Origin of the sequence: Mesorhizobium sp. BR1-1-13, from assembly GCF_020165515.1 — a bacterium.
Lineage (GTDB): Bacteria > Pseudomonadota > Alphaproteobacteria > Rhizobiales > Rhizobiaceae > Mesorhizobium.
On sequence record NZ_JAIUIH010000006.1, the window covers coordinates 60,020 to 81,799 of the forward strand.

The following is a 21,780-nucleotide window of genomic DNA, read 5'->3' on the forward strand; positions in this document are numbered from 1 at the left end:
GGTTATGATCGCACTGGCGCCTTGCTCTTCCCCGCGCTGCCGACGCTTCCGTTTCGTTGACTAATGCATGGAATATTAATTCCATGCATTAGTCAACATGGAATGTCTGTTCCCTACCCGGGTCGCGGGATCGTGAAGTCCGCGATCGCATGCCTTCGCCCGGGTGGACCGGCAGCTTCATGCCAATTCCTGCACCACGGTGTAGGGGCGGTATCTGGCGTAGTCCGCCCGAGGCACGTCGACATCGAGCAGTTCGAGATTGCGGGTCAGGTTCGCCAGCTTGGCGGTGCCGGTCAGCACGGTGGCGACCGAGGATTCCTGGAGGGGGAACTGGAACGCGGCGGCGGCGAGCGGGTAACCACCTTCGGCGGCGATCCGCTCCATCGCGCCGACGCGGTCGAGCACGTCACCGCTGGCGGGCTTGTAGTCGAAATGGGCGCCCTGCACCGGTCCGGTCGCCAATATGCCGGAATTGAATACACCGCCGATGACCAGCGAAGTCTGTCGGGCGCGGCAGAGCGGCAAAAATTCGGCTTCGGCGCTGCGATCGAGCAAGGAATAGCGGCTGGCGAGCAGGATACAATCGAGCGGCGCACGACGCATCACGTCGAGACATATCCGGACTTCGTTGACGCCGAGCCCGTAGGCGGAAATGACGCCGGAGGTTTTCAGTTCCTCGAGCGCCTTGAGCCCACCGTCCATCAACTGACGAAAGTGCATTTTGGTCTTCTCGACGCCATGCGTGTACACGCCGATGTCGTGCACAAACAGGATGTCTATCCTGTTTAGACCAAGCCGGGCGTAGCTGAAGTCGACCGAGCGCATGATGCCGTCATAGGAATAGTCGTAGTCGAGCGCGAAGGGCAGCGGATCGACGTAGGAGTGATCGGGGACCTGGTTCTCCGGAACGGGCCGGAACAGGCGCCCGACCTTGGTCGACAGCACATAGGAATCGCGCGGCTTATAGCGCAGGAAGTCGCCGAAACGTCGTTCCGACAGGCCGAAGCCGTAAAAGGGCGCGGTGTCGAAATAACGCAAGCCGCATCCCAGGCGCCTTGCAGCGTCTCCATTGCCGCCTCGCGCGAACAGGCGCGGTAGAGCCCACCGATCGCGGCACCGCCGAAGCTTACTTCGGTGACCTCGAGCGCCGTCTGGCCGATGCGGCGTTTTTCCATGCACAACCTCCCCATTGCCCGCCATCGTCCGGCGCGGCGGATTCCAAGACCTCAAGCCGCAGCATTCCAGAAAAGTTCGCGGCCACTTTCCGGACTGCGCGAATTCAAAGAGCTAGAGCGTCGCGCCGAGGTGCCAGGGCACGAACTCGTTGTCGCCGTAACCGAAATCCTCGCTCTTGGTCTTGCGGCCGGAAGCCGTCTCGACGATCAGTTCGAAGATCTCGCGGCCCATGCCGGCGATGGTCTTTTCGCCGGAGGCGATGACGCCGCAATTGACGTCCATGTCCTCTTCCATCTGATGATACATGGTCGAGTTGGTGGCGACCTTGATCGATGGCGTCGGCCGGCAGCCGAAGCAGGAGCCGCGGCCGGTGGTGAAGACGATGATGTTGGCGCCGCCCGCCACCTGGCCGGTGGCGGACACCGGGTCGTAGCCGGGCGTGTCCATGAACACCAGCCCGCTGCCGGTGACCTTTTCGGCATAGCCGAAGACGCCGTTGAGCGGCGTCTGGCCGCCCTTGGCGACCGCGCCCAGCGACTTCTCCAGGATGGTGGTGAGGCCGCCGCGCTTGTTGCCGGGCGAGGGGTTGTTGTCGATCGAGGCGCCGTGCTTGGCGACGTGGTCCTCCCACCACTTGACGTAGCCATCGAGCTTCTTGGCGATCTCGGGCGTCGCGGCGCGATAGGCGAGCAGATGTTCGGCGCCGTAGATTTCCGTCGTCTCGGAGAGGATGCCGATGCCGCCGACGCCGGCAAGGATGTCGACGGCTGCGCCCAGTGCCGGATTGGCGGTGATGCCCGACATGCCGTCGGAGCCGCCGCATTGCAGGCCGACGACGATCTCGCTCACGGGGATCGGTTCACGCTTGAGCTCGCCGACTTCCTCGGCGATCTCGGCGAGTACGCCCATGGCTTTCTCGACCGATTTGCGCGACCCGCCGGCGTCCTGGATGTTGAAATGGCGCTTGCCGGCGGCCGCACCCTTCTGGCCGTACAGCGTGAGCTGGTTGACCTCGCAGCCGAGCCCAACCATCAGCACACCGCCGAAATTGGGATGGCGGGCATAGCCGGCCAATGTGCGGTGCAGCACCATCATTCCGTCGCCGGTGGCGCTCATGCCGCAGCCCTGGCCGTGAACGATCGGGACGAAGCCGTCAATGCCGGGATATTTTGGCAGCAGCGTGCGGTTGGCCGCGTCGGCGATGGCGTGACAGACGGTCGCCGAACAGTTGACGCTGGCGATGATGCCGATGAAGTTGCGGGTGCCGGCGCGGCCGTCGGCGCGGCGATAGCCCATGAAGGTGCGGGCGCGGTCGGCCTCGGTCGCGTGCTCGGCCTCGCTTGGCGGCACCACCGGCAGGCGGCCGGCCTCGAACACCAGATTGTGCGAATGGACATGCTCGCCGGGCGCGATGTCCTGCGTGGCGCGGCCGATCGCCTGGGCATATTTGACCACGGCGGACCCGGCGGGAATCGGCTTGATCGCCACCTTGTGGCCGGGCTCGATCACGGCGGCGGCAAGCGCTCCGCCGGGCAGCGCGGTGCCGGTCTCGATGCGACCGTTGGCGACCGCGACATTGTCGGCTGGGGACAGAAGAATGGAGTTGGAGGCGTTCACGGGCGTTTCCTGGGTGATCCTGGGCGGCGCGCGGATTGACACGCGCTTGTTAAGAGTTAATGTCTTTTATCGTGAAAAAACAGTTTTGCGTCAATTGTTTTTTCCCCGGCAGTTCCTGTGCCCCTGGATGACTAGCGGCGCTGCAACCGGTAAGCGAGCCCCCGGCAAAGCGATTCCGCTTTCAAGGGTGACGGGAACGTCATATTTGCGCTTCAAGCCGGCCGCCGCAAGCGCCGGCCAGCGATGGGTCAGGGCATGTCGAAGAGCAACAACGTCTACAAGGATGCCTACAACAGGTGCCTCAGGCTGCTCGACGAGACGCGCAGCCTGCCTTCGGAACCGGAACTGGGTACGCTGCTCGGCGTCAGCCGCACCACCGTGCGCAGCATCCTTGCGCGCATGGAAGAAACCGGGCTGATCGCCTGGAACAAGCGCGCCAAGACGGTGCTGCGCGAAACGCGCCCCGATGATTTCTTTCCCGAGGAAGAGACCGACACGCTGGCCGAGATCATCGAGCGGTCGTTCATGCGCAGGCTGCTCGCCGGCGGCGCCGAGGCCGGCATGCAGATCAACGAGCTCGAACTGGCGCGCGAGATCGGCGTCGGCACCACCAGCGTGCGCGAGTTCCTGATCCGCTTCTCCCGCTTCGGCCTGATCGAGAAGCGCCGCAATAGCCATTGGGTGCTGAAGGGTTTCACTCGCGCCTTCGCGCTGGAGTTGACGGAAATCCGCGAGATGTTCGAGCTGCGCTCGGCATCGGCATTCACCGCACTGCCGCAGGATAGCGCGGTGTGGGCCGATCTCGACAATCTCGAAGAGGAACACCGCGGTCTGGCCCGTGACATCGCCACGCGTTTCAACGAGTTCTCGGAGCTCGACGAGCGCTTCCATCGGCTGATCCACCGCGCCTCGCACAACCGCTTCATCGTCGATTTCTATGATGTCATCGCCATGATCTTCCACTACCACTACCAGTGGAACAAGGCGCAGGAGCGCGAGCGCAACGAAATCGCGATCGGCGAGCATCTGGCCTATATCGCTGCGCTCAAATCACGCGACCTGGGCAAGGTCGATGCTGCCTGCCGCAAGCATTTGAAGTCGGCGCGCCAGACGCTGCTGACCTCGATCCCCGAGAGCCGACACCCACAGAGGCCCTGATCGCGCCCCGTTGCCGCAGCACCGATTTGCCGATTTTCCGTCTCTTGCTGCCGTGGTAGACATCTTCCGGTGATCGCTTGAAGATGCAGATGGTTTGAACAGGCAAGTCATTTGACCAAAAAGGGGAGACGGTGGAGCATTCCGGTCGCGCTTGTCGCGGCCTACCTGCTGCTGCTTCAGTCGACCCTGAGCGCATTCGCCTTCGCCACCGGACCAGCCGCCTCGCAAATCGACGCCTTCGGCAACGTCATCTGTACCCACGAGGGCACTGCCCAGCTTCCCGATGGCGGCCCGCATCCGTCGCATCTGCCGGCATGCTGCATGTTGGGCTGCGGCATGGTCTCAGCGGCCTTTGCGCCGCCACCCGATGCCGGGCTTGCGCTGGCCTCGCTTTCGTTCGAAGCCGTCGTTTTCATCTTTCCGGCGGCCACGCATCTCGATTTCGCGCGCCAGCGCTCGCCGTCGAACCCGCGCGCGCCGCCGCTGTCGGCCTGAGCCTGCTCTACGCTCGGCGGAACCTTCCGCCGGTGCTTCCATCCAAAGAACGGATCTTTCGCGACCGGCCATCGGCGCGATTCCTATTCATGGAGCAAACCATGTCCCAAGCCTTTCATATCGCGGCGCCTCCTTCGGGCGGCCGCACCAAATTCCTGCGCCGTTTCAACGAACGTGTCGGCCTTGCCGTGCTGGCGTTTGTGGTTTTGTTCTTCGGTGCCCAGGCCGTCTGCGCGCATGAATTCAAGGCCGGCGATCTCGAAATCGAGCATCCCTGGTCGCGCGCGACACCTACAGGCGCCAAGGTGGCCGGCGGCTATTTCACCATCACCAACAAGGGCAATGCACCCGACCGGCTGCTGTCGATTTCCTCCGACGTCTCCGAAAAGGCAGAGCTGCATGAAATGGGCGTCAAGGACGGCGTCATGACCATGCGGCCGGTGGTGGGGGGGCTGGAAATCCCGGCCGGCGGCAAGGTGGCGCTGGCGCCTGGCGGCTATCACCTGATGTTCGTCGGCCTGAAGCGGCAACCCAAGCAGGGCGAAGAATTCGCCGCCACGCTGACGTTCGAAAAGGCTGGCGCCGTCAATGTCGAGTTCGCTGTCGAAGGCATGGGCGGCGGCATGGACGACCACGCCAATTGACCGCGCCATCCACGAATATTGAATCCAGAAGGACTATCATGAACAAGTATCTTCTGTCGGCCGGCGCGCTCCTCGCGCTGGGGACCGGTGCCGCCTTCGCGCATGTCACGCTCGAAACCCAGGAAGCGGCGGTCGGTTCGACCTACAAGGCCATCCTACGGGTGCCGCATGGCTGTGAGGGCAAGGCGACGACCGCCGTGCGCGTGCAGATCCCGGAAGGGGTGATCGCGGTGAAGCCGATGCCGAAGCCCGGCTGGACGCTGCAGACCAAGAAGGGCAAGTACGAGAAATCCTACCAGCTCTACGGCCAGGCGGTGGCCGACGGCGTCAAGGAGGTCGATTGGAGCGGCGGCAATCTGCCGGACGAATTTTACGACGAGTTCGTCTTCCGTGCGATGCTGACGGCAGACCTCGCGGCGGGTCAGAAACTCTATTTCCCGGTGGTGCAGGAGTGCGATGGCGCCGCCGACCGCTGGATCGAAATCCCGGTGGCCGGGCAGGACGAGGACGCCCTGGAGAACCCCGCGCCCGGCATCAAGCTCACGCCGAAAAAGTAAGCTCTCGCGGCGCGCTCCATGTCAGGAGCGCGCTGCATTTCATGGCAATGACATGACGGTGATATCCCCTTCCAGGACGGTTCGCGCGGCCGGCAAGCTCATCGGCCGGGTTTCTACTGGGCTGCTGGTCGTGGCCGTGCTGCTGATTGCCATGGCGGCGACAAATCAGGCTTTCGCCCACGCCGCGCTGATCAAGACCGATCCGGCCGATGGCGCCGTGCTGGCGCAGGCCCCGGCGCAATTCGCGCTGACCTTCAGCGAACCGGTCTCGCCGCTGGTGCTGACGCTGGTGAAGCCCGACGGCACGCCCGTTCCGCTGACGTCCTTCCGCCTCAGCGACCAGACCGTCGTGATCGACGATCCGCAGGCACTTGGATCGGGCACGCATGTGCTGAGCTGGCGAGTCATTTCCGCCGACGGTCATCCGGTCGGCGGCTCTCTGCTGTTTTCCATCGGCGCGGCGAGCCAGCCGCCGGCTGTTTCCGAAGCCGTCGACTGGCAGTTGCGCTCGGCGATCTGGATCGGCAAGGTCTGCCTCTATATCGGCCTGTTCCTCGGCGTCGGCGGCGCCTTCGCTCTCGCCTGGCTGGCGCGGGGTGGCCGCACCGGACAGCGCTTCGTCGCCGCCGCAATCCTGTGCGGGCTGGTCGCGGCACCCCTGTCGCTTGGCTTTCAAGGGCTGGATGCGCTCGGCGCGCCGCTCTCGCATATGGCGCAGCCGGCCATCTGGACCGCCGGTCTCGGCACCAGCTTCGGCTGGACGGTGTTGATCGCGCTGATCGCGCTGGGGCTCGGTCTTTTGTCGCTGGCGGGGCCGCACGCGGCCGCCAGGCCCCTCGCGCTCGCCGGCCTGGCCGGAACGGGTCTCGCGCTCGCCGCCAGCGGCCACGCAAGTGCTGCCGAGCCGCAATGGCTGACGCGGCCGATGGTGTTCCTGCACGGCGCCGGAATTGCCTTCTGGGCCGGTGCGCTGGCGCCGCTGGGGCTCGCGCTGAAACGGCAGGGTGCCGAAGCCGTCACGTTCCTTCGCCGGTTCTCCGCCGCTATCATGCCGGTGGTGGCCTTGCTTGCCGCCGCCGGCGTGGTGCTGGCCGTCATCCAGGTGCAAACACCCGCAGCGCTGGTCAATACCGCCTATGGCCGGCTGCTGCTGGTCAAGCTCGCGCTGCTGGTCTTCCTGTTCACGCTCGCCGCCGTCAACCGCTGGAAATTGACGGCAATGGCCGAGGCGGGGGCGACGGAAGTGCGGCGCAGGCTCACCCGTTCGATCGGCGTCGAAATGCTGATCGTGCTCGCCATCTTCGGAGTTGCCGCCGGCTGGCGCTTCACGCCGCCGCCACGGGCGCTGGCGATTGCCGCGGCGCAGCCGGTGTCGGTTCATATCCACGCGCTGAAGGCGATGGCCGACCTCAGCATCACGCCCGGCCATGTCGGGCCGGTCGCCGCCTCGATGATCATCATGACCGGCGATTTCGGGCCGCTCGACGCCAAGGAGGTGACGCTGGTGCTGTCGAAGCCGGACTCCGGCATCGAGCCGCTGAAGCGGGCGGCGACAAAGCCCGGCGACGGCAGCTGGCGTGTCGACGATCTCGTCATCCCGGTCCCTGGCCGGTGGACGGCGCGCATCGACATACTGGTCTCCGACTTCGAGATGGTGAAGATCGAGGCGCCGGTAGACATCAGGCCGTGATGGCTCTCCAACACAATTCGGCGAGGCGGTTGACGCGAGCCTGAAGGCCCGTCAATCATCCCCGGCAGAATGCATCTTGGCGAAACCCCGGCAATCGCGGGCTCGAACAAACAAGATCCGAAAGCAGGGAAGAAACATGGAAAAAGCCGAAATCGGCCTGATCGGCCTTGGCACGATGGGCTCCAACCTGGCGCTCAACATCGCCGAGCACGGGCACCGCATCGCCGTTTTCAATCGCACCAAGGCGCGTACGGATGCCTTTGTCGAGAATGCCGGCGCGCTCAGGGATATGGTTGTCCCCTGCTACAGCCTGGAAGAACTCGCCGCCGCGATCCGGCCGCCGCGTCCGATCATCATCATGGTGCTGGCCGGCAAGCCGGTCGATGAACAGATCGCCGCCTTGCGCGGCGTGCTGTCCCATAACGACATCGTCATCGATGCCGGCAACGCCAATTTCCGCGACACGATGCGGCGCTTTTCCGAGCTGGCGGGCTCCGGCCTCACCTTCATCGGCATGGGCGTGTCCGGCGGCGAGGAGGGTGCGCGCCACGGGCCGTCGATCATGGTCGGCGGCACGGAAGAGTCCTGGAAGCGCGTCGAGAAGGTGCTGACGGCAATCTCCGCCAAGTTCAAGGACGAGCCATGCGCGGCCTGGCTCGGCACCGACGGCGCCGGCCATTTCGTCAAGACCATCCACAACGGCATCGAATATGCCGACATGCAGATGATCGGCGAGATCTACGGCATCCTGCGCGACGGCCTGGGCATGGGGCCGAAGGAGATCGGCGCCGTATTCGCCGGCTGGAACAAGGGCCGGCTCAACTCCTATTTGATCGAGATCACCGCCAAGGTGCTGGCGTCAGATGATCCCAAGACCGGCAAACCGGTGGTCGACATCATCCTCGACCGCGCCGGCCAGAAGGGCACCGGCAAATGGTCGGTTATCGAAGCACAGCAACTCGGCATTCCGGCGACCGCCATCGAGGCGGCGGTGGCGGCACGCGTCCTGTCGTCGATCAAGGACGAGCGGCTTGCGGCGGAAAAAGCCTATGGCAACATCGGCGTCACCAGGATTTCGGGCGACAAGGCGGACCTGCTCAAGGACCTGGAATTGGCACTGTTCGCCGGTAAGATATCAGCCTACGCGCAAGGCTTCGCCGTGATGAGCGGCGCTTCGAAGGAGTTCAACTGGAACCTGCCGATGCCGACCATCGCCAAGATCTGGCGTGCCGGCTGCATCATCCGATCGCAGATGCTCGACACCATGGCCGAAGCCTTCGGCAGCGGCGGCGCTTCGACCAATCTGCTGATGGCGCCGGCCTTCATCACCATGATGCAGGAGGCGCATCCGTCACTGCGGCGCGTCGTGGCCAGGGCTTCCGAAGCCGGATCGCCGGTGCCGGCGCTGTCTTCGGCCCTTGCCTATTTCGACAGCTATCGCCAGGGCCGTGGCACCTCGAACCTGATCCAGGCACAGCGCGACTTCTTCGGTGCGCACGGCTTCGAGCGCATCGACGACAAGGGCGCCTTCCATGGACCCTGGGGGAGCGGCGCGGCCGGCTGACGGCTCGGCTTCAAATCAGCCGCGATAGGCCATAACCCCGCCCGGAGCGCTGAGCGACTGCAGCGAGCCGGGCGCCGCGCCGCCGATCCAGCCGAGTACGGCGCGGGCGAGTTCGGAGCCGGCCAGCCGGAAGTTCTCGTTGACGATCAGCAGTTCCCGGCGGAACAGATGCAGCAGTTCCGACGACTGTTTCGACACAACGTCGATGTCGCGGCCGAGCTTCAACCCGGCGTCCTCGATGCCAGCAACAATGGCGAGTGTGGCGGCCGCGGCGCTGCTGACGATGCCGTCCGGCCTGATGTCGCGCCGCATCAGCTGCGCGGTCCTCATCCTGATCTGCTCGATCGAGTGGTCGATCGAAACGGTGTTGAACGGCACCTCCGAGGCGCCGACTTCGCTCAGCGCGTCGGCAAAGCCGTTCACGGTGTGGCCGTGATAGGTCAGGCCTACCGGCGGCGTCACCAGGGCCAGCCGACGCCGGCCCAAGCCGGCCAGATGGCGCACCGCTTCGGCCGCGAAGGCGTAATTGTCGAAATCATGATAGGGGTGCACGAGCCCCATATCGGTGCGGCCGTGCGTTGCAAAGGGGATGCCGCGCTCCAGCAGGTAGCGGGCCCTTGGATCGTTGGGCTGGGTGCGCGAAATGATGACGCCGTCGGCGGAGCCGGTCTCCACCAGATAACGCACCGGGTCCAGCGGATCCTGCGAGCGCGAGTAGGGCGTGACGATCAGATGGTAGGGCGTATCGGCGATGACTTCGGTGACGCCGTAGATGATGTCTGAGACAAAGCTCATGATCTCGTGCTCGGTGTTGAGCACGAGGCTGATGACGTTGGTCTTGCCGGTTCGCAGGCGCACGCCGGCGCGGTTCGGCCGGTAACCGATCTGCTTGGCCACGAGCTGGACGCGGCGCCTGGTCTCGGCGCCGATCTCCGGCGCGTCCTTCAGTGCCCGCGACACGGTGGTGACGCCGAGCCCGGTCATGAAGGCAAGCGTCTTCAGCGTCGGCCGTTCCCTGGCCGACGTCTCGTCATCGCTGTCCGTGCGCCGTCTGTCCATTCGTCCCGCCCCGTCAGGCGCTTAACAGCCGCCGGGCAGGCCGGCAATCGCCGCCGTCGCTCCCATGGCGCGTCTCCTGAGCTGAACAAGCCTATACTGAAACGTTACAGCTTGTCACGACCGGTGTGCGTCCAGGCCGTGGCCGAGGTCGAAAGCTCGCACGGGCTCGCCGTCGAAAAGCATTGGGAATCAGCAGGAAAGGCATTGGGAGCAAGCTTCTTGCGAGCTTTCTGCCTTGTCATGTGCGATTTTGCGTTTTGCGCTGCACAATGGGTACCGCCGCGAAAGGATTTTGTTCGCAGCTCGAAAAATATCGAGCTGACTTTCAAGGGAAGGGTTGCGCATGTCTTGCAATTGCCGTATCGAAAATCTGTAACGTTTCAGATTCTGGGAGGAAACCGAAATGCGATACAAATTCCTGACCGCCGCGCTTGCGGCGACGGTGGCGTTGAATTTTGCCGGGCCGGCGGCCGCAACCGATCTGGAAGTCACCCATTGGTGGACATCCGGCGGCGAGGCGGCGGCGGTCGCCGAACTCGCCAAAGCCTTCGACGCAACCGGCAACCACTGGGTCGACGGCGCCATCGCCGGGTCCGGCGGCACGGCGCGGCCGATCATGATCAGCCGCATCACCGGCGGCGACCCGATGGGCGCCACCCAGTTCAATCACGGCCGGCAAGCGGAAGAGCTGGTGCAGGCAGGTCTGATGCGCGACCTCACCGATGTCGCCACCAAGGGCAAGTGGACCGAGGTCGTGCGGCCGAAGAGCCTGCTCGACGGTTGCACCATCGACGGCAAGATCTATTGCGTGCCGGTCAACATTCACTCCTGGCAGTGGTTGTGGCTGTCGAACGCGGCCTTCGAGAAGGCCGGCGTGCCGGTGCCGAAGAACTGGAACGAATATGTCGCCGCCGCCCCGGCGCTGGAAAAGGCCGGAATTGTCCCGCTCGCGGTCGGCGGGCAGGCCTGGCAAGCGTCGGGCGCCTTCGACGTGCTGCTCGCCGCGGTGGGCGGCACCGACACTTTCCTCAAGGTTTACAAGGACAAGGATGCGACGTTCGCCGCCGGTCCTGAAGTCGCCAAGGTCTTCAAGGCGGCCGACGATGCGCGCAAGATGGCCAAGAACACCAATGTCCAGGACTGGAACCAGGCGACCAACATGGTCATCACCGGCAAGGCCGGCGGCCAGATCATGGGCGACTGGGCGCAAGGCGAATTCCAGGTCGCCGGCAAGACAGCCGGCAAGGACTATACCTGCCTTCCCGGGCTTGGCCTGAACGAGGTCATCGCCACCGGCGGCGACGCCTTCTATTTCCCGCTGCTCAAGGACGCCGAGAAGTCCAAGGCTCAGGAAGTGCTGGCCGAGACCTTGCTCGATCCCAAGACCCAGGTCGCCTTCAACCTCAAGAAAGGCTCGCTGCCGGTGCGCGGCGACGTCGACCTCAACGCCGCCAACGATTGCATGAAGAAGGGACTCGACATCCTGGCCAAGGGCGCCGTCATTCCCTGGACGGACCAACTGCTCTCGCAGGACAGCCAGAAACAGAAGGAGGACCTGTTCTCGGAGTTCTTCGCCAAGCCCGACATGACGCTTGAAGAAGCGCAGAAGCGCTTCGCCGACATCATCGCCTCGGCCGATTGACCCCCGGCAAGCCGCCCCGCTCCCGGCCATCCCTCAGGGCCGGGAACGAGGCGTACTGACCTTGTCGCCCTTTCCCGATCCAGCATGGCTGCACCGATGAGCAAGAGCGAACGCCCGAGCCAACTCTTCCGCAACCTCAATGCGAAGGTTGCCTCGATCCCGATGATCCTCACCGCGCTGGTGGTGTTTGTCGGCGGCACAGCCTGGACGGTGCTTTATTCCTTCACCAATTCGAAGCTTCTGCCGCGGCTGCATTTCGTCGGGCTCGACCAGTACTACCGGCTGTGGGCGACGCCGCGCTGGCTGGTCTCGATCGAGAATCTCTTGATCTACGGCGTGCTGTCGCTCGTCTTCTCGCTGGTAATCGGCTTCCTGCTTGCGGCACTGCTCGACCAGAAGATCCGTTTCGAGGACACGTTCCGCACCATCTTTCTCTATCCCTTCGCGCTTTCCTTCATCGTCACCGGCCTCGTCTGGCAATGGCTGCTCAATCCCGATTTCGGCATTCAGGGCGTGGTCCGCGACCTCGGCTGGACAAGCTTCAATTTCGATCCGCTCTACAATTCGAGCATCGTTATCTACGGCATATTGATCGCCGCGCTATGGCAAGGCACCGGGCTGATCATGTGCCTGATGCTGGCGGGCCTGCGCGGCATCGACGAGGACATCTGGAAGGCCGCTCGGGTGGACGGCATTCCCACCTGGAAGACCTATCTCTTCATCATCATCCCGATGATGCGGCCGGTCTTCATCACCACGCTGGTGATCATCGCGTCGGGCATCGTCAAGGTCTACGACCTCGTCGTCGCGCAGACCAGCGGCGGGCCGGGCATTTCCTCTGAAGTGCCAGCCAAATACGTCTACGACTACATGTTCTTCGCCCAGAACCTCGGCCAGGGTTTTGCCGCCTCGACCATGATGCTCTTGTCGGTGATGATCGTCATCGTGCCGTGGGCCTATCTCGAATTCGGAGGCCGCAAGCGTGTCTGATCATGCCGTCTCCCTGGCCGCGTCCCACGCCGCCATCCGCGCCGATGCCTCGGGACCGAGCGGACCGAAGCCCCGGCACATGTTCTCGCGCCGCAACATCTTCCTGTACGGTACGCTCATCGTGGTGGCGCTCTATTACCTGCTGCCGCTCTATGTGATGGTTGTCACCTCGCTCAAGGGCATGCCGGAAATTCGTCTCGGCAACATCTTCTCGCCGCCGGTCGAGATCACGTTCGAGCCGTGGGTCAAGGCATGGTCTCAGGCCTGCACCGGTCTCAACTGCGACGGTCTCTCTCGCGGCTTCTGGAACTCGGTGCGCATCACCGTCCCCTCGGTGATCCTGTCGATCGCCATCGCCTCGGTGAACGGCTACGCGCTGGCCAACTGGCGCTTCAAGGGCGCCGACACGTTCTTCGTCATCCTGATCGTCGGCGCCTTCATCCCCTATCAGGTGATGATCTATCCGATCGTCATCATCCTGCGCGAGATCGGCCTCTATGGCAGCCTGAGCGGCCTGGTGATCGTGCATTCCATTTTCGGCATGCCGATCCTGACGCTCTTGTTCCGCAACTATTTCACCTCCATGCCGGAGGAGCTGTTCCGGGCGGCGCGCGTCGACGGCGCCGGCTTCTGGGGCATCTATCTGCGCATCATGCTGCCGATGTCGCTGCCGATCTTCGTCGTCGCCGTCATCCTGCAGGTGACCGGCATCTGGAACGACTTCCTGTTCGGCGTCGTCTATACGCGCCCCGACACCTATCCGATGACGGTGCAGCTCAACAACATCGTCAACTCGGTGCAGGGGGTGAAGGAATACAACGTCAACATGGCCGCCACCATCCTGACCGGACTGGTGCCGCTGATCGTCTACTTCATTTCCGGCAAATTGTTCGTGCGCGGCATTGCCGCCGGCGCGGTGAAAGGGTGATGTCGATGGCGGCAAACGGCACCAGCGTTTCGATCCAGGACCTGTCGCTGAACTTCGGCTTGGTCTCGGTGCTGCAGACGCTCAACCTCGACGTCGCCGAGGGCGAGTTCATCGTGCTGCTCGGACCCTCTGGCTGCGGCAAGTCGACCTTGCTCAACTGCATCGCCGGACTGCTCGACATTTCCGACGGCCGCATCTTCATCAAGGGCAAGAACGTCACCTGGGAAGAGCCCAAGGACCGCGGCATCGGCATGGTGTTCCAGTCCTACGCGCTCTATCCTCAGATGACGGTGGAAAAGAATTTGTCCTTCGGGCTGCGCGTCGCCGGCGTGCCCAAGGACGAGATCGCGAAGCGCATCGCGCGCGCCGCCGAGATCCTGCAGATCGAGCCGCTGTTGCAGCGCAAGCCCGCGGCGCTCTCCGGCGGCCAGCGTCAGCGCGTGGCGATCGGGCGCGCGCTGGTGCGCGACGTCGACGTGTTCCTGTTCGACGAGCCGCTGTCGAACCTGGACGCCAAGCTGCGCTCCGAACTGCGCGTCGAGATCAAGCTTTTGCACCGCAAGTTGCAGAATACCATGATCTACGTCACGCATGACCAGATCGAGGCGATGACGCTGGCCGACCGTATCGCGGTCATGCGCGGCGGCGTCATCCAGCAGCTCGACGCGCCCCAGACCATCTATAACAAACCGGTCAACCGCTTCGTCGCCGGCTTCCTCGGTTCGCCGGCGATGAACTTCATCGACGGCAGGCTCGAGAAAGACGCCGGCGACTGGTTTTTCGTGGCCGATAATCTCAAGGTTCCGCTCGGCACCTATCAATTCGACAAGCAACCGGACGCCGGCCCTGCCGTGTTCGGCATCAGGCCCGAGCATGTCAGCCTGAACAGCGGCACGGGCTGGCCGTTCTCGACGGCGGCCAATGTCCAGGTGGTCGAACCGATGGGCTCCGACACGTTGGTGTGGCTGAAACTTGCGCAGCAGAATTTCAGCGTCCGGGTCACCTCGGAACGCACGCCCAAGAACGATGAGGCGGTGACGGTGGGCTTCGACCCGATGCGCGCCTCGCTCTTCGACGCCCAAACCGGCAGCCGCATCTAACGCCCGATAACCATCCCCAAGCAGAACGGACAAAGACGATGAACTGGTCATTCCAACTTTACAGTGCGCGCAATTTCCAGCCCTGGGAAGGCGTGCTCGAGATGCTCGGCAAGCTCGGCTACACAGAGGTCGAAGGCTTCGGCGGCGTCTATGACGATCCCAAGGCCTTCCGGGCCGAACTCGACAAAAACGGCCTTGCCATGCCGACCGGGCATTTCTCCATCGATGCGCTGGAGAAGGATTTCGACGGCGTGCGCAGGATAGCCGAAGCGCTCGGCATCGAGCTTTTGATCTGCCCCTACCTCATGCCCGATGCCAGACCGTCGGACGCTTCCGGCTGGCGCGGCTTCGGCGAACGTCTGGCCAAGGTCGGCGAGACGGCGAAGAAGGCCGGCTACGGCTTTGCCTGGCACAATCATGATTTCGAGTTCAAGGCGCTCGCGGACGGCTCGCTGCCGCAGGATCACATCCTGGCTTCCGCGCCCGACATCGGCTGGGAGATGGACGTCGCGTGGGTGGTGCGCGGCGGCGCCGATCCGCTGCCCTGGATCGAAAAGCACGGCAAGCGCATCGTGGCGGTTCATGTCAAGGACATGGCGAAACCGGGCGAAGGGCTGGACGAGGACGGTTGGTCCGATGTCGGCCACGGCACGATCGACTGGGCTGGCCTGATCAAGACGCTGCGGGCCAAGAGCGCGGCCAAATACTTCGTCATGGAACAGGACAACCCCAATGACATCGAGCGCTTCGCCCGCCGTTCGATCGCAACCGTAAAGGCCTATTAGGAACAAGCATCATGGCAAACAAACTTGGCGTCGGCGTCATCGGCTGCGGCAACATCTCGAAGGCATATTTCTCGCTGGCGCCGCTGTTTCGCGGCATCAAGATGCGGGCTTGCGCCGATATCAACATGGACGCCGCGAAAGCGCGGGCGAAGGAGTTCAAGCTGCGCGCCGAGACGGTCGAGGACCTGCTCAAGGCCGACGACATCGATATCGTCGTCAACCTGACCATTCCGGCCGTGCACTACGAAGTGTCGAAACAGGTGCTCGATGCGGGCAAGCATGTCTATTCGGAAAAGCCGTTCGTGCTTTCGGTCAAGGAAGGGCTCGACCTGAAGAAGCGGGCGGAGAAGAAGGGACTTCGCATCGGCTCGGCACCCGACACCTTCTTCGGCGGCGCGCATCAGCTGGTGCGCAACCTGATCGACACCGGCAAGCTCGGCAGGATTACCAGCGGCACCTGCCATGTCATGGGGCACGGCATGGAGCACTGGCACCCCAATCCGGACTTCTTCTTCCAGCCGGGCGCCGGCCCGGTGCTCGACATCGGGCCGTATTACATCACCAATCTGATCCAGCTGATCGGACCGGTGAAACAGGTGGCGGCCTTCGCCACAACCCCGGCCAAGGAGCGCACGATCAGTTCGAAACCGCGCGCGGGCGAAAGGATCCCGGTCAACACGCCGACCACCATCCACGGCCTGCTGGAGTTCGAGAACGGAGCCGTGATCACGCTCAACACCAGCTGGGACGTCTGGAGCCACGGCCATGCGCCGATGGAGCTCTATGGCGAGATGGGCAGCGTGTTCGTGCCGGATCCGAACTTCTTCGGTGGCGACGTGCGCTTCACCGAGGCGGCCAAGCCCGTGAAGAAGCTGCCGAAATGGCAGCATCCGTTCGGCGTGCCCAATGAGATGCATTCGCAGGGCATGATGGCCAATTATCGCACCGCAGGCCTGGCCGACATGGCAATCGCGATCTCTGAGGCAAGGCCGCACCGCTGCTCGATGGAGCTGGCGCTGCACGCCGTCGACGTCATGACGGGGATCCTGCGCTCGGGCGAAACCGGCAAATTCGTCGCCATGCAGACCACCTGCGAACGTCCAGCCGCGCTCGGCATCAAGGAAGCCAAGGCGCTGATGGCGAAGAAGAGCTAGATCCCAGATTATCGATAATTGTGATGAACCCTCTCCCCGTTTTCGCCGGGAGAGGGTAAGGGTTGGGGCGCTGGGCCTACGCGTCGCGTTCGCGATGACAGTGCCCAATCCATCCAACTTCGAGGATTTTCCCCATGCCCTATGTCGCCGCCGAAAACCGCTATGAAAAAATGGTCTATAACCGCTGCGGCCGGTCCGGCCTGAAACTGCCGGCGATCTCGCTGGGGCTGTGGCACAATTTCGGCAACGACACGCCGCACAGGACCAAGCAGGCGATCGTGCGCAAGGCTTTCGACCTCGGCATCACGCATTTCGACCTCGCCAACAATTATGGGCCGCCGCCCGGCTCGGCCGAGATTGCTTTCGGCGAGATACTGCGCACCGACTTCGCCGCCTATCGCGACGAACTCATCATTTCGACCAAGGCCGGCTACGAGATGTGGGAGGGCCCCTATGGCCAATGGGGCGGACGCAAATATTTGCTGGCCAGCCTCGACCAGAGCCTGAAGCGGATGGGGCTCGACTATGTCGACATCTTCTATTCGCACCGCTTCGATCCGGATACGCCGCTGGAGGAAACGATGGGTGCGCTCGACCATGCGGTGCGCTCGGGCAAGGCGCTCTATGTCGGCATTTCGTCCTACAATTCGCAGCGCACGCGCGAGGCGGCCGATATACTGAAGCGGCTCGGCACGCCTTGCGTAATCCATCAGCCGAGCTATTCGATGCTCAACCGCTGGGTCGAGGATGACGGACTGCTCGATACGCTCGATGGGCTGGGCGTCGGCTCGATCGTGTTCTCGCCGCTGGCACAGGGCATGCTGACCGACAAATATCTCGGCGGCATCCCCCAGGGCAGCCGTGCCTCCCAGGGCAAGTCGCTGCGGCCGGCCTTCATCAACGACAAGACCATAGCCAACATACAGGCTTTGAACGCGATCGCGGGCCGCCGCGGCCAGACGCTGGCGCAGATGGCGCTGGCGTGGGTGTTGCGCAAAGGCAAGGTGACATCGGCGTTGATCGGCGCCAGCCGGCCGGAGCAGGTGGAGGACTGCGTCGGCGCGCTGGAGGCGCCCGATTTCAGCGACGCCGAGCTTGCCGAGATCGACAATTACGCGCGCGAGTCCGACATCAATCTGTGGGCCGCCTCGGCCGAGCGCAACGGCCCGCCAAGGAAGTAGGCATGGAAGCCGGCAAAACGACAACGGCAGGAGCCCTCCCGCCGTTGTCGTTTGCGCAATGTCGCGTCAGCGCGGTTCAACAGAAGAGTAGCAAAGACGGCGGTTCGTCGCTATCTGAATGGGCAGCGGGCCGTTTGCGTGTTGAAACGACCCGCATGTGACGCAAGACAGGTCGGAAACGGATCATGGCGGCAAGGGATGTGCTGACGAAGAACCAGCTGTGCGTGCTCGAGAAACTCGAGGCCGCCAGCGGGCCGCTCAGCGCCTACACCTTGCTCGACCAGCTGCGGGAGCGGGGTTTCCGCGCACCTCTGCAAGTCTACCGCGCACTCGACACGCTGGTGAAGTCCGGCTTCGTCCATCGGCTGGAAAGCCTCAATTCCTTCGTCGCCTGCGTCGAGCCGCATGACCACAGCCATTCGATGACCGCTTTCGCCATCTGCGACACATGTGGCCAGGTGACCGAAATGTCCGACCATGATGTCGGCCACCGGCTGGACGAATGGGTGCGCTCCTCAGGTTTTGCCGCCAAGAAGGCGGTGATCGAGTTCCGTGGGACCTGTGCCAAGTGCTTGTCGGAAGCTGCCTAACGCGTTCTCGCAATCCGAGATATTCGCTCCACGACGACCAAGTCCACGCTAATGCGCCTCGTCCCAATTGTCAGCGGCGCGCGCATCGACATGCAGCGGCACCGACATCGACACCGCCGGCATGGCAGCATTCTCCATGACATGGCGCACGACGGGAATCGTCGCCTCGACTTCCGCCTCGATCGTCTCGAAGATCAGTTCGTCATGCACCTGCAAGAGCATGCGGGCCGAAAGCCTGGCCTTCTCCAGCGCCTCGTCCATGCGCACCATGGCGCGGCGGATGATGTCGGCGGCGGTGCCTTGCAGGCGCGCGTTGATCGAGGCGCGCTCGTTGAAGGCGCGGATCGAGGGATTGGAGGACCGGATCTCGGGGTAGTGGATGCGGCGGCCGAAGATGGTTTCGACGAAACCGTGCTCGCGGGCATAAGCCTTGGTCTCTTCGATATAGTCTCGGATGCCGGGGAAGCGCTCGAAATACTTCTTGATGTAGTTGCTGGCCTCCTCGCGCGGAATCGACAGCTGGTTGGCGAGGCCGAAGGCCGAGATGCCGTAGATGATGCCGAAGTTGATCGCCTTGGCGCGGCGGCGCACCTCCGAAGGCATGCCCTCCACGGGCACGTTGAACATTTCCGAAGCGGTGATGGCGTGGATGTCGGCGCCGTCGGCGAAGGCCTGCCGCAATTGCGGGATTTCGGCGACATGGGCGAGCACGCGCAATTCGATCTGGCTGTAGTCGGCCGAAACCAGGCGGTTGCCCCTGTCGGCGATGAAGGCCGTTCTGATCCTGCGCCCCTCGGCGGTGCGCACCGGGATGTTCTGCAGGTTCGGTTCGGAGGACGATAGCCGCCCCGTTGTCGTCGCGGCCAGCGCATAGGAGGTGTGGACCCGCTTGGTGTCCGGATTGACGAAGCCCGGCAGCGCATCGGTGTAGGTCGATTTCAGCTTGGTCAGCTGGCGCCAGTCAACGATCTTGCGCGGCAGTTCGTGGCCTTCGGCGGCGAGGTCTTCCAGAAGCTGCGCCGAGGTCGACCATTGGCCGGTCTTGGTCTTGGAGCCGCCGGGCAGGCCCATGCGGCCGAACAGGATATCGCCGAGCTGCTTGGGCGAGCCGATGTTGATGCGCTCGCCGACGAGCTGGTAGATTTCTTCCTCGAGCCGGGCCGCGCCCTGCGCCAGTTCGCCCGACAGCCGCGACAGGATCTGCCGGTCGACCGAGATGCCGCGCTGTTCCATGCGCGCCAGCACCGGCACCAGCGGCCGTTCCAGCCGCTCATAGACAGACACCAGGCCCTTGGCGGCGAGCCGCGGCTTCAGCACCTGCCAGAGCCTGAGCGTCACATCGGCGTCCTCGGCCGCATGGGCGGTCGCCTTGTCGATGTCGACCTGGTCGAAGCCGACGGAATTTTTCCCGGAGCCGGTCACGTCCTTGAGCTGAAGCGGACTATGGCCCAGCCATTTCTCGGCAAGCGCGTCCATGCCGTGGCCATGCGAGGTGCCGGCATCGAGCACGTAGGAGATCAGCATGGTATCGTCGAAGGGGCCGACGTCGATGCCGTAGCGGCTCATGATGACGAGATCGTATTTCAGGTTCTGCGCGATCTTGAGGACAGACTTGTCCTCGAGCAGCGGTTTCAGCACGGCCAGCGCCTCCCGCAGCGGGATCTGGTTGTCGATCGGACCACCGCCGAGCAGGTCGCCATTTCCGCTCCTGTGGGCGAACGGCACATAGGCGGCGCGACCCGGCGCCGTCGCCAGCGACAAGCCGATCAGTTCGGCCTGCATCGGATCGGGCGACGTCGCGCGGGCATCGAAGGCGACGATGCCGGTCTCCAGCGCCTCGGCGACCCAGGCCTTCAGGCTGGCGATGTCGCGGACGCACTGATAGGCCGAAATGTCGATCTTGCGGGCGGTGGCGGCCTCCAGGCGAAGCGCCGACAAAAGCGAGGGGGTGTTGCCTTCCTTCGTGCCGCCGCCTGCGGCCGGGACCGTCTCGCCGTCCTGCTCCGCCTCGGCGCTGGGGGCGACCGGCGCGCCGGCGCCGACATCAGGTCCATGCGCGGAGTCGGCGCGTTCGACCGTCACCGCGACCGCCTGCACGTCGCTTGCCTCGGTTCCCGTCGTTTCCGCCACGCGGCGGGTCAGCGAGGAGAATTCCATGGTCTTGAGGAAGCCGATCAGTTTCGGTCCGTCCGGCGCGTGCAGGACGAATTCGTCCAGCCCCTCGGCCACCGGCACATCGTTCTTCAACGTCACCAGCTGGCGCGAGATGCGCGCCTTGTCGGCATTGGCGATGATGGATTCGCGTCGTTTCTCCTGCTTGATCTCGCCGGCGCGGTCAAGCAACCCGTCGAGATCGCCGAACTGTTCGAGCAATTGCGCCGCGGTCTTCGGTCCGATGCCCGGCACGCCGGGAACATTGTCAACGGAATCGCCGGTCAATGCCTGCAGGTCGATCATCTTCTCCGGCGGCACGCCCCATTTCTCGATGACCTCGGGAATGCCGATCTGGCGATCCTTCATCGGATCGTACATGCTCACCGTCGGGCCGACCAACTGCATCAGGTCCTTGTCGGAGGAGATGATGGTGGTGTCGCCGCCGGCCTCGCAAGCCAGCCGGCAATAGGTGGCGATGAGGTCGTCGGCCTCGAACCCTTCCATATCGAGGCAGGGCAGGTTGAACGCCCTGGTCGCCTGGCGGATGAGGCCGAATTGCGGGATCAGGTCTTCCGGCGGCGCCGAACGGTTGGCCTTGTACTCCGGATAGAGATCGTTGCGGAACGTCTTCGACGAATAGTCGAAAATGACCGCGAAATGCGTCGGCACGATGCCGACATCGGTGTTGCGGGCATCCTGCATCAACTTCCACAACATGTTGCAGAAGCCGGACACGGCGCCGACCGGCAGGCCGTCGGACTTGCGGGTCAGCGGCGGCAGCGCGTGATAGGCACGGAAGATGTAGCCGGAGCCGTCGACAAGAAAGAGATGATCGCCTTTTTTCATGCCGGCAGGGATAGCGCGGCGCGGCGGCTTGGTCCATGCCAAAGGCACCGCTTCCAGCAACACCCTGACAGGCAGGCGACAGGTTGGTTGGAAAGAGGTGAAATCGGCATTATTTTCGCACGCAGGACTGCCTGGCTCCGCCTGTCCAACGGCTGCTCACGGCCATGTTACAAAAGTGTAATATTCGTGCCCTTGAATCGCCACGTTCGATGACACAGATAAATGTCATCGGCAATTTTCGCCGACGTCCGGAGCAAGGCCCGTCCCCCGCCTATCCCGGACACCTGCGGCAGCCTATCCCCCCTCTCCGGGCTGCCGCATCGTTTCGAGTAGAAGGGCCGCCGTGGTTCCCCCTCCACCACGGCGGTCTTTTTTGTTCGAACACGCGCTTGGAGCCCGTGGTCCAATGGTCCCGGGCTTTTCGTTTGTCCGCTCTGCCTTTACGGTTCC

General features: G+C 63.8%; 17 protein-coding genes and 1 pseudogene. 14 read left to right on the plus strand and 4 right to left on the minus strand.

Annotated elements, in window-relative coordinates:
• Window positions 1-177: 177 nt before the first annotated feature.
• Together LB533_RS15715 and LB533_RS15720 are read right to left on the minus strand one after the other, a co-directional pair.
• Window positions 178-1,175: pseudogene (locus tag LB533_RS15715) on the minus strand (aldo/keto reductase).
• A gap of 112 nt (window positions 1,176-1,287) precedes the next feature.
• Window positions 1,288-2,793, minus strand: a complete 1,506-nt coding sequence (locus tag LB533_RS15720) for a UxaA family hydrolase (protein WP_140558355.1) — start codon at window positions 2,791-2,793, stop codon at window positions 1,288-1,290.
• Window positions 2,794-3,048: 255 nt separating this feature from the next.
• On the opposite strand from LB533_RS15720, the gene LB533_RS15725 reads away from it, so the two are divergent.
• From LB533_RS15725 to gndA, 6 genes are all read left to right on the plus strand, one after another.
• On the plus strand, window positions 3,049-3,951 hold the full coding sequence (locus tag LB533_RS15725; protein ID WP_140500297.1) for a GntR family transcriptional regulator: 903 nt from the start codon (window positions 3,049-3,051) through the stop codon (window positions 3,949-3,951).
• A 138-nt stretch (window positions 3,952-4,089) separates the two neighbouring features.
• Window positions 4,090-4,446, plus strand: coding sequence for a DUF2946 family protein (locus tag LB533_RS15730; RefSeq protein ID WP_224677805.1), 357 nt, complete (start codon window positions 4,090-4,092; stop codon window positions 4,444-4,446).
• Between the two features lie 101 nt (window positions 4,447-4,547).
• The gene (locus LB533_RS15735; RefSeq protein ID WP_224677695.1) at window positions 4,548-5,090 is read left to right on the plus strand and encodes a copper chaperone PCu(A)C; all 543 of its coding nucleotides are present in this window, start codon (window positions 4,548-4,550) and stop codon (window positions 5,088-5,090) included.
• Between the two features lie 38 nt (window positions 5,091-5,128).
• On the plus strand, window positions 5,129-5,647 hold the full coding sequence (locus tag LB533_RS15740) for a YcnI family protein (RefSeq protein WP_224677696.1): 519 nt from the start codon (window positions 5,129-5,131) through the stop codon (window positions 5,645-5,647).
• Between the two features lie 52 nt (window positions 5,648-5,699).
• Window positions 5,700-7,337, plus strand: a complete 1,638-nt coding sequence (locus LB533_RS15745) for a copper resistance CopC/CopD family protein (protein WP_224677697.1) — start codon at window positions 5,700-5,702, stop codon at window positions 7,335-7,337.
• 115 nt (window positions 7,338-7,452) lie between these two features.
• Complete coding sequence (gndA, locus tag LB533_RS15750; RefSeq protein ID WP_281407142.1) at window positions 7,453-8,901, plus strand: NADP-dependent phosphogluconate dehydrogenase; 1,449 nt, start codon at window positions 7,453-7,455, stop codon at window positions 8,899-8,901.
• Window positions 8,902-8,916: 15 nt separating this feature from the next.
• Here the strand turns inward: gndA and LB533_RS15755 are convergent, their stop codons facing one another.
• Window positions 8,917-9,960, minus strand: a complete 1,044-nt coding sequence (locus tag LB533_RS15755; protein ID WP_224677698.1) for a LacI family transcriptional regulator — start codon at window positions 9,958-9,960, stop codon at window positions 8,917-8,919.
• 403 nt (window positions 9,961-10,363) lie between these two features.
• Between LB533_RS15755 and LB533_RS15760 the strand changes: the two genes are divergently transcribed.
• From LB533_RS15760 to LB533_RS15795, 8 genes are all read left to right on the plus strand, one after another.
• Complete coding sequence (locus LB533_RS15760; RefSeq protein ID WP_224557006.1) at window positions 10,364-11,602, plus strand: ABC transporter substrate-binding protein; 1,239 nt, start codon at window positions 10,364-10,366, stop codon at window positions 11,600-11,602.
• Window positions 11,603-11,698: 96 nt separating this feature from the next.
• Window positions 11,699-12,592: a carbohydrate ABC transporter permease gene (locus tag LB533_RS15765; protein ID WP_140500283.1), complete on the plus strand. Its 894-nt coding sequence runs from the start codon at window positions 11,699-11,701 to the stop codon at window positions 12,590-12,592.
• Window positions 12,585-13,520 carry a carbohydrate ABC transporter permease gene (locus LB533_RS15770; protein WP_411970893.1) on the plus strand — a complete coding sequence of 312 codons (936 nt, stop codon included), beginning with the start codon at window positions 12,585-12,587 and terminating at the stop codon, window positions 13,518-13,520. The genes LB533_RS15765 and LB533_RS15770 overlap by 8 nt, the downstream gene beginning before the upstream one ends.
• A complete protein-coding gene (locus LB533_RS15775) occupies window positions 13,520-14,620 on the plus strand; it encodes an ABC transporter ATP-binding protein (protein WP_181169394.1) in 1,101 nt (366 codons plus the stop codon). The genes LB533_RS15770 and LB533_RS15775 overlap by 1 nt, the downstream gene beginning before the upstream one ends.
• A 38-nt stretch (window positions 14,621-14,658) precedes the next feature.
• Window positions 14,659-15,405 (plus strand): sugar phosphate isomerase/epimerase family protein, encoded by a 747-nt coding sequence (locus tag LB533_RS15780; RefSeq protein ID WP_224677699.1) that lies wholly within the window; start codon window positions 14,659-14,661, stop codon window positions 15,403-15,405.
• 11 nt (window positions 15,406-15,416) lie between these two features.
• Window positions 15,417-16,559, plus strand: coding sequence for a Gfo/Idh/MocA family protein (locus tag LB533_RS15785; RefSeq protein WP_224677700.1), 1,143 nt, complete (start codon window positions 15,417-15,419; stop codon window positions 16,557-16,559).
• 134 nt (window positions 16,560-16,693) lie between these two features.
• Entirely contained in the window at window positions 16,694-17,740 is a 1,047-nt protein-coding gene (mgrA, locus tag LB533_RS15790; protein WP_140640488.1) for an L-glyceraldehyde 3-phosphate reductase, read from the plus strand.
• Window positions 17,741-17,925: 185 nt separating this feature from the next.
• Window positions 17,926-18,330, plus strand: a complete 405-nt coding sequence (locus LB533_RS15795) for a Fur family transcriptional regulator (protein ID WP_140549472.1) — start codon at window positions 17,926-17,928, stop codon at window positions 18,328-18,330.
• Window positions 18,331-18,378: 48 nt separating this feature from the next.
• On the opposite strand, the gene polA is transcribed toward LB533_RS15795, so the two are convergent.
• Window positions 18,379-21,330 (minus strand): DNA polymerase I, encoded by a 2,952-nt coding sequence (gene polA, locus LB533_RS15800; RefSeq protein ID WP_224677806.1) that lies wholly within the window; start codon window positions 21,328-21,330, stop codon window positions 18,379-18,381.
• Window positions 21,331-21,780 lie beyond the last annotated feature (450 nt).

Excerpts from the sequence above, each read along its gene's own strand:
- LB533_RS15755 (WP_224677698.1), bottom strand. The coding sequence starts at position 9,960 with ATGGACAGACGGCGCACGGACAGCGATGACGAGACGTCGGCCAGGGAA.
- LB533_RS15745 (WP_224677697.1), top strand. The coding sequence starts at position 5,700 with ATGACGGTGATATCCCCTTCCAGGACGGTTCGCGCGGCCGGCAAGCTC.
- LB533_RS15735 (WP_224677695.1), top strand. The coding sequence starts at position 4,548 with ATGTCCCAAGCCTTTCATATCGCGGCGCCTCCTTCGGGCGGCCGCACC.
- LB533_RS15775 (WP_181169394.1), top strand. The coding sequence starts at position 13,520 with ATGTCGATGGCGGCAAACGGCACCAGCGTTTCGATCCAGGACCTGTCG.
- LB533_RS15765 (WP_140500283.1), top strand. The coding sequence starts at position 11,699 with ATGAGCAAGAGCGAACGCCCGAGCCAACTCTTCCGCAACCTCAATGCG.
- LB533_RS15795 (WP_140549472.1), top strand. The coding sequence starts at position 17,926 with ATGGCGGCAAGGGATGTGCTGACGAAGAACCAGCTGTGCGTGCTCGAG.
- LB533_RS15785 (WP_224677700.1), top strand. The coding sequence starts at position 15,417 with ATGGCAAACAAACTTGGCGTCGGCGTCATCGGCTGCGGCAACATCTCG.
- LB533_RS15725 (WP_140500297.1), top strand. The coding sequence starts at position 3,049 with ATGTCGAAGAGCAACAACGTCTACAAGGATGCCTACAACAGGTGCCTC.
- LB533_RS15780 (WP_224677699.1), top strand. The coding sequence starts at position 14,659 with ATGAACTGGTCATTCCAACTTTACAGTGCGCGCAATTTCCAGCCCTGG.
- mgrA (WP_140640488.1), top strand. The coding sequence starts at position 16,694 with ATGCCCTATGTCGCCGCCGAAAACCGCTATGAAAAAATGGTCTATAAC.
- LB533_RS15740 (WP_224677696.1), top strand. The coding sequence starts at position 5,129 with ATGAACAAGTATCTTCTGTCGGCCGGCGCGCTCCTCGCGCTGGGGACC.
- polA (WP_224677806.1), bottom strand. The coding sequence starts at position 21,330 with ATGAAAAAAGGCGATCATCTCTTTCTTGTCGACGGCTCCGGCTACATC.
- LB533_RS15760 (WP_224557006.1), top strand. The coding sequence starts at position 10,364 with ATGCGATACAAATTCCTGACCGCCGCGCTTGCGGCGACGGTGGCGTTG.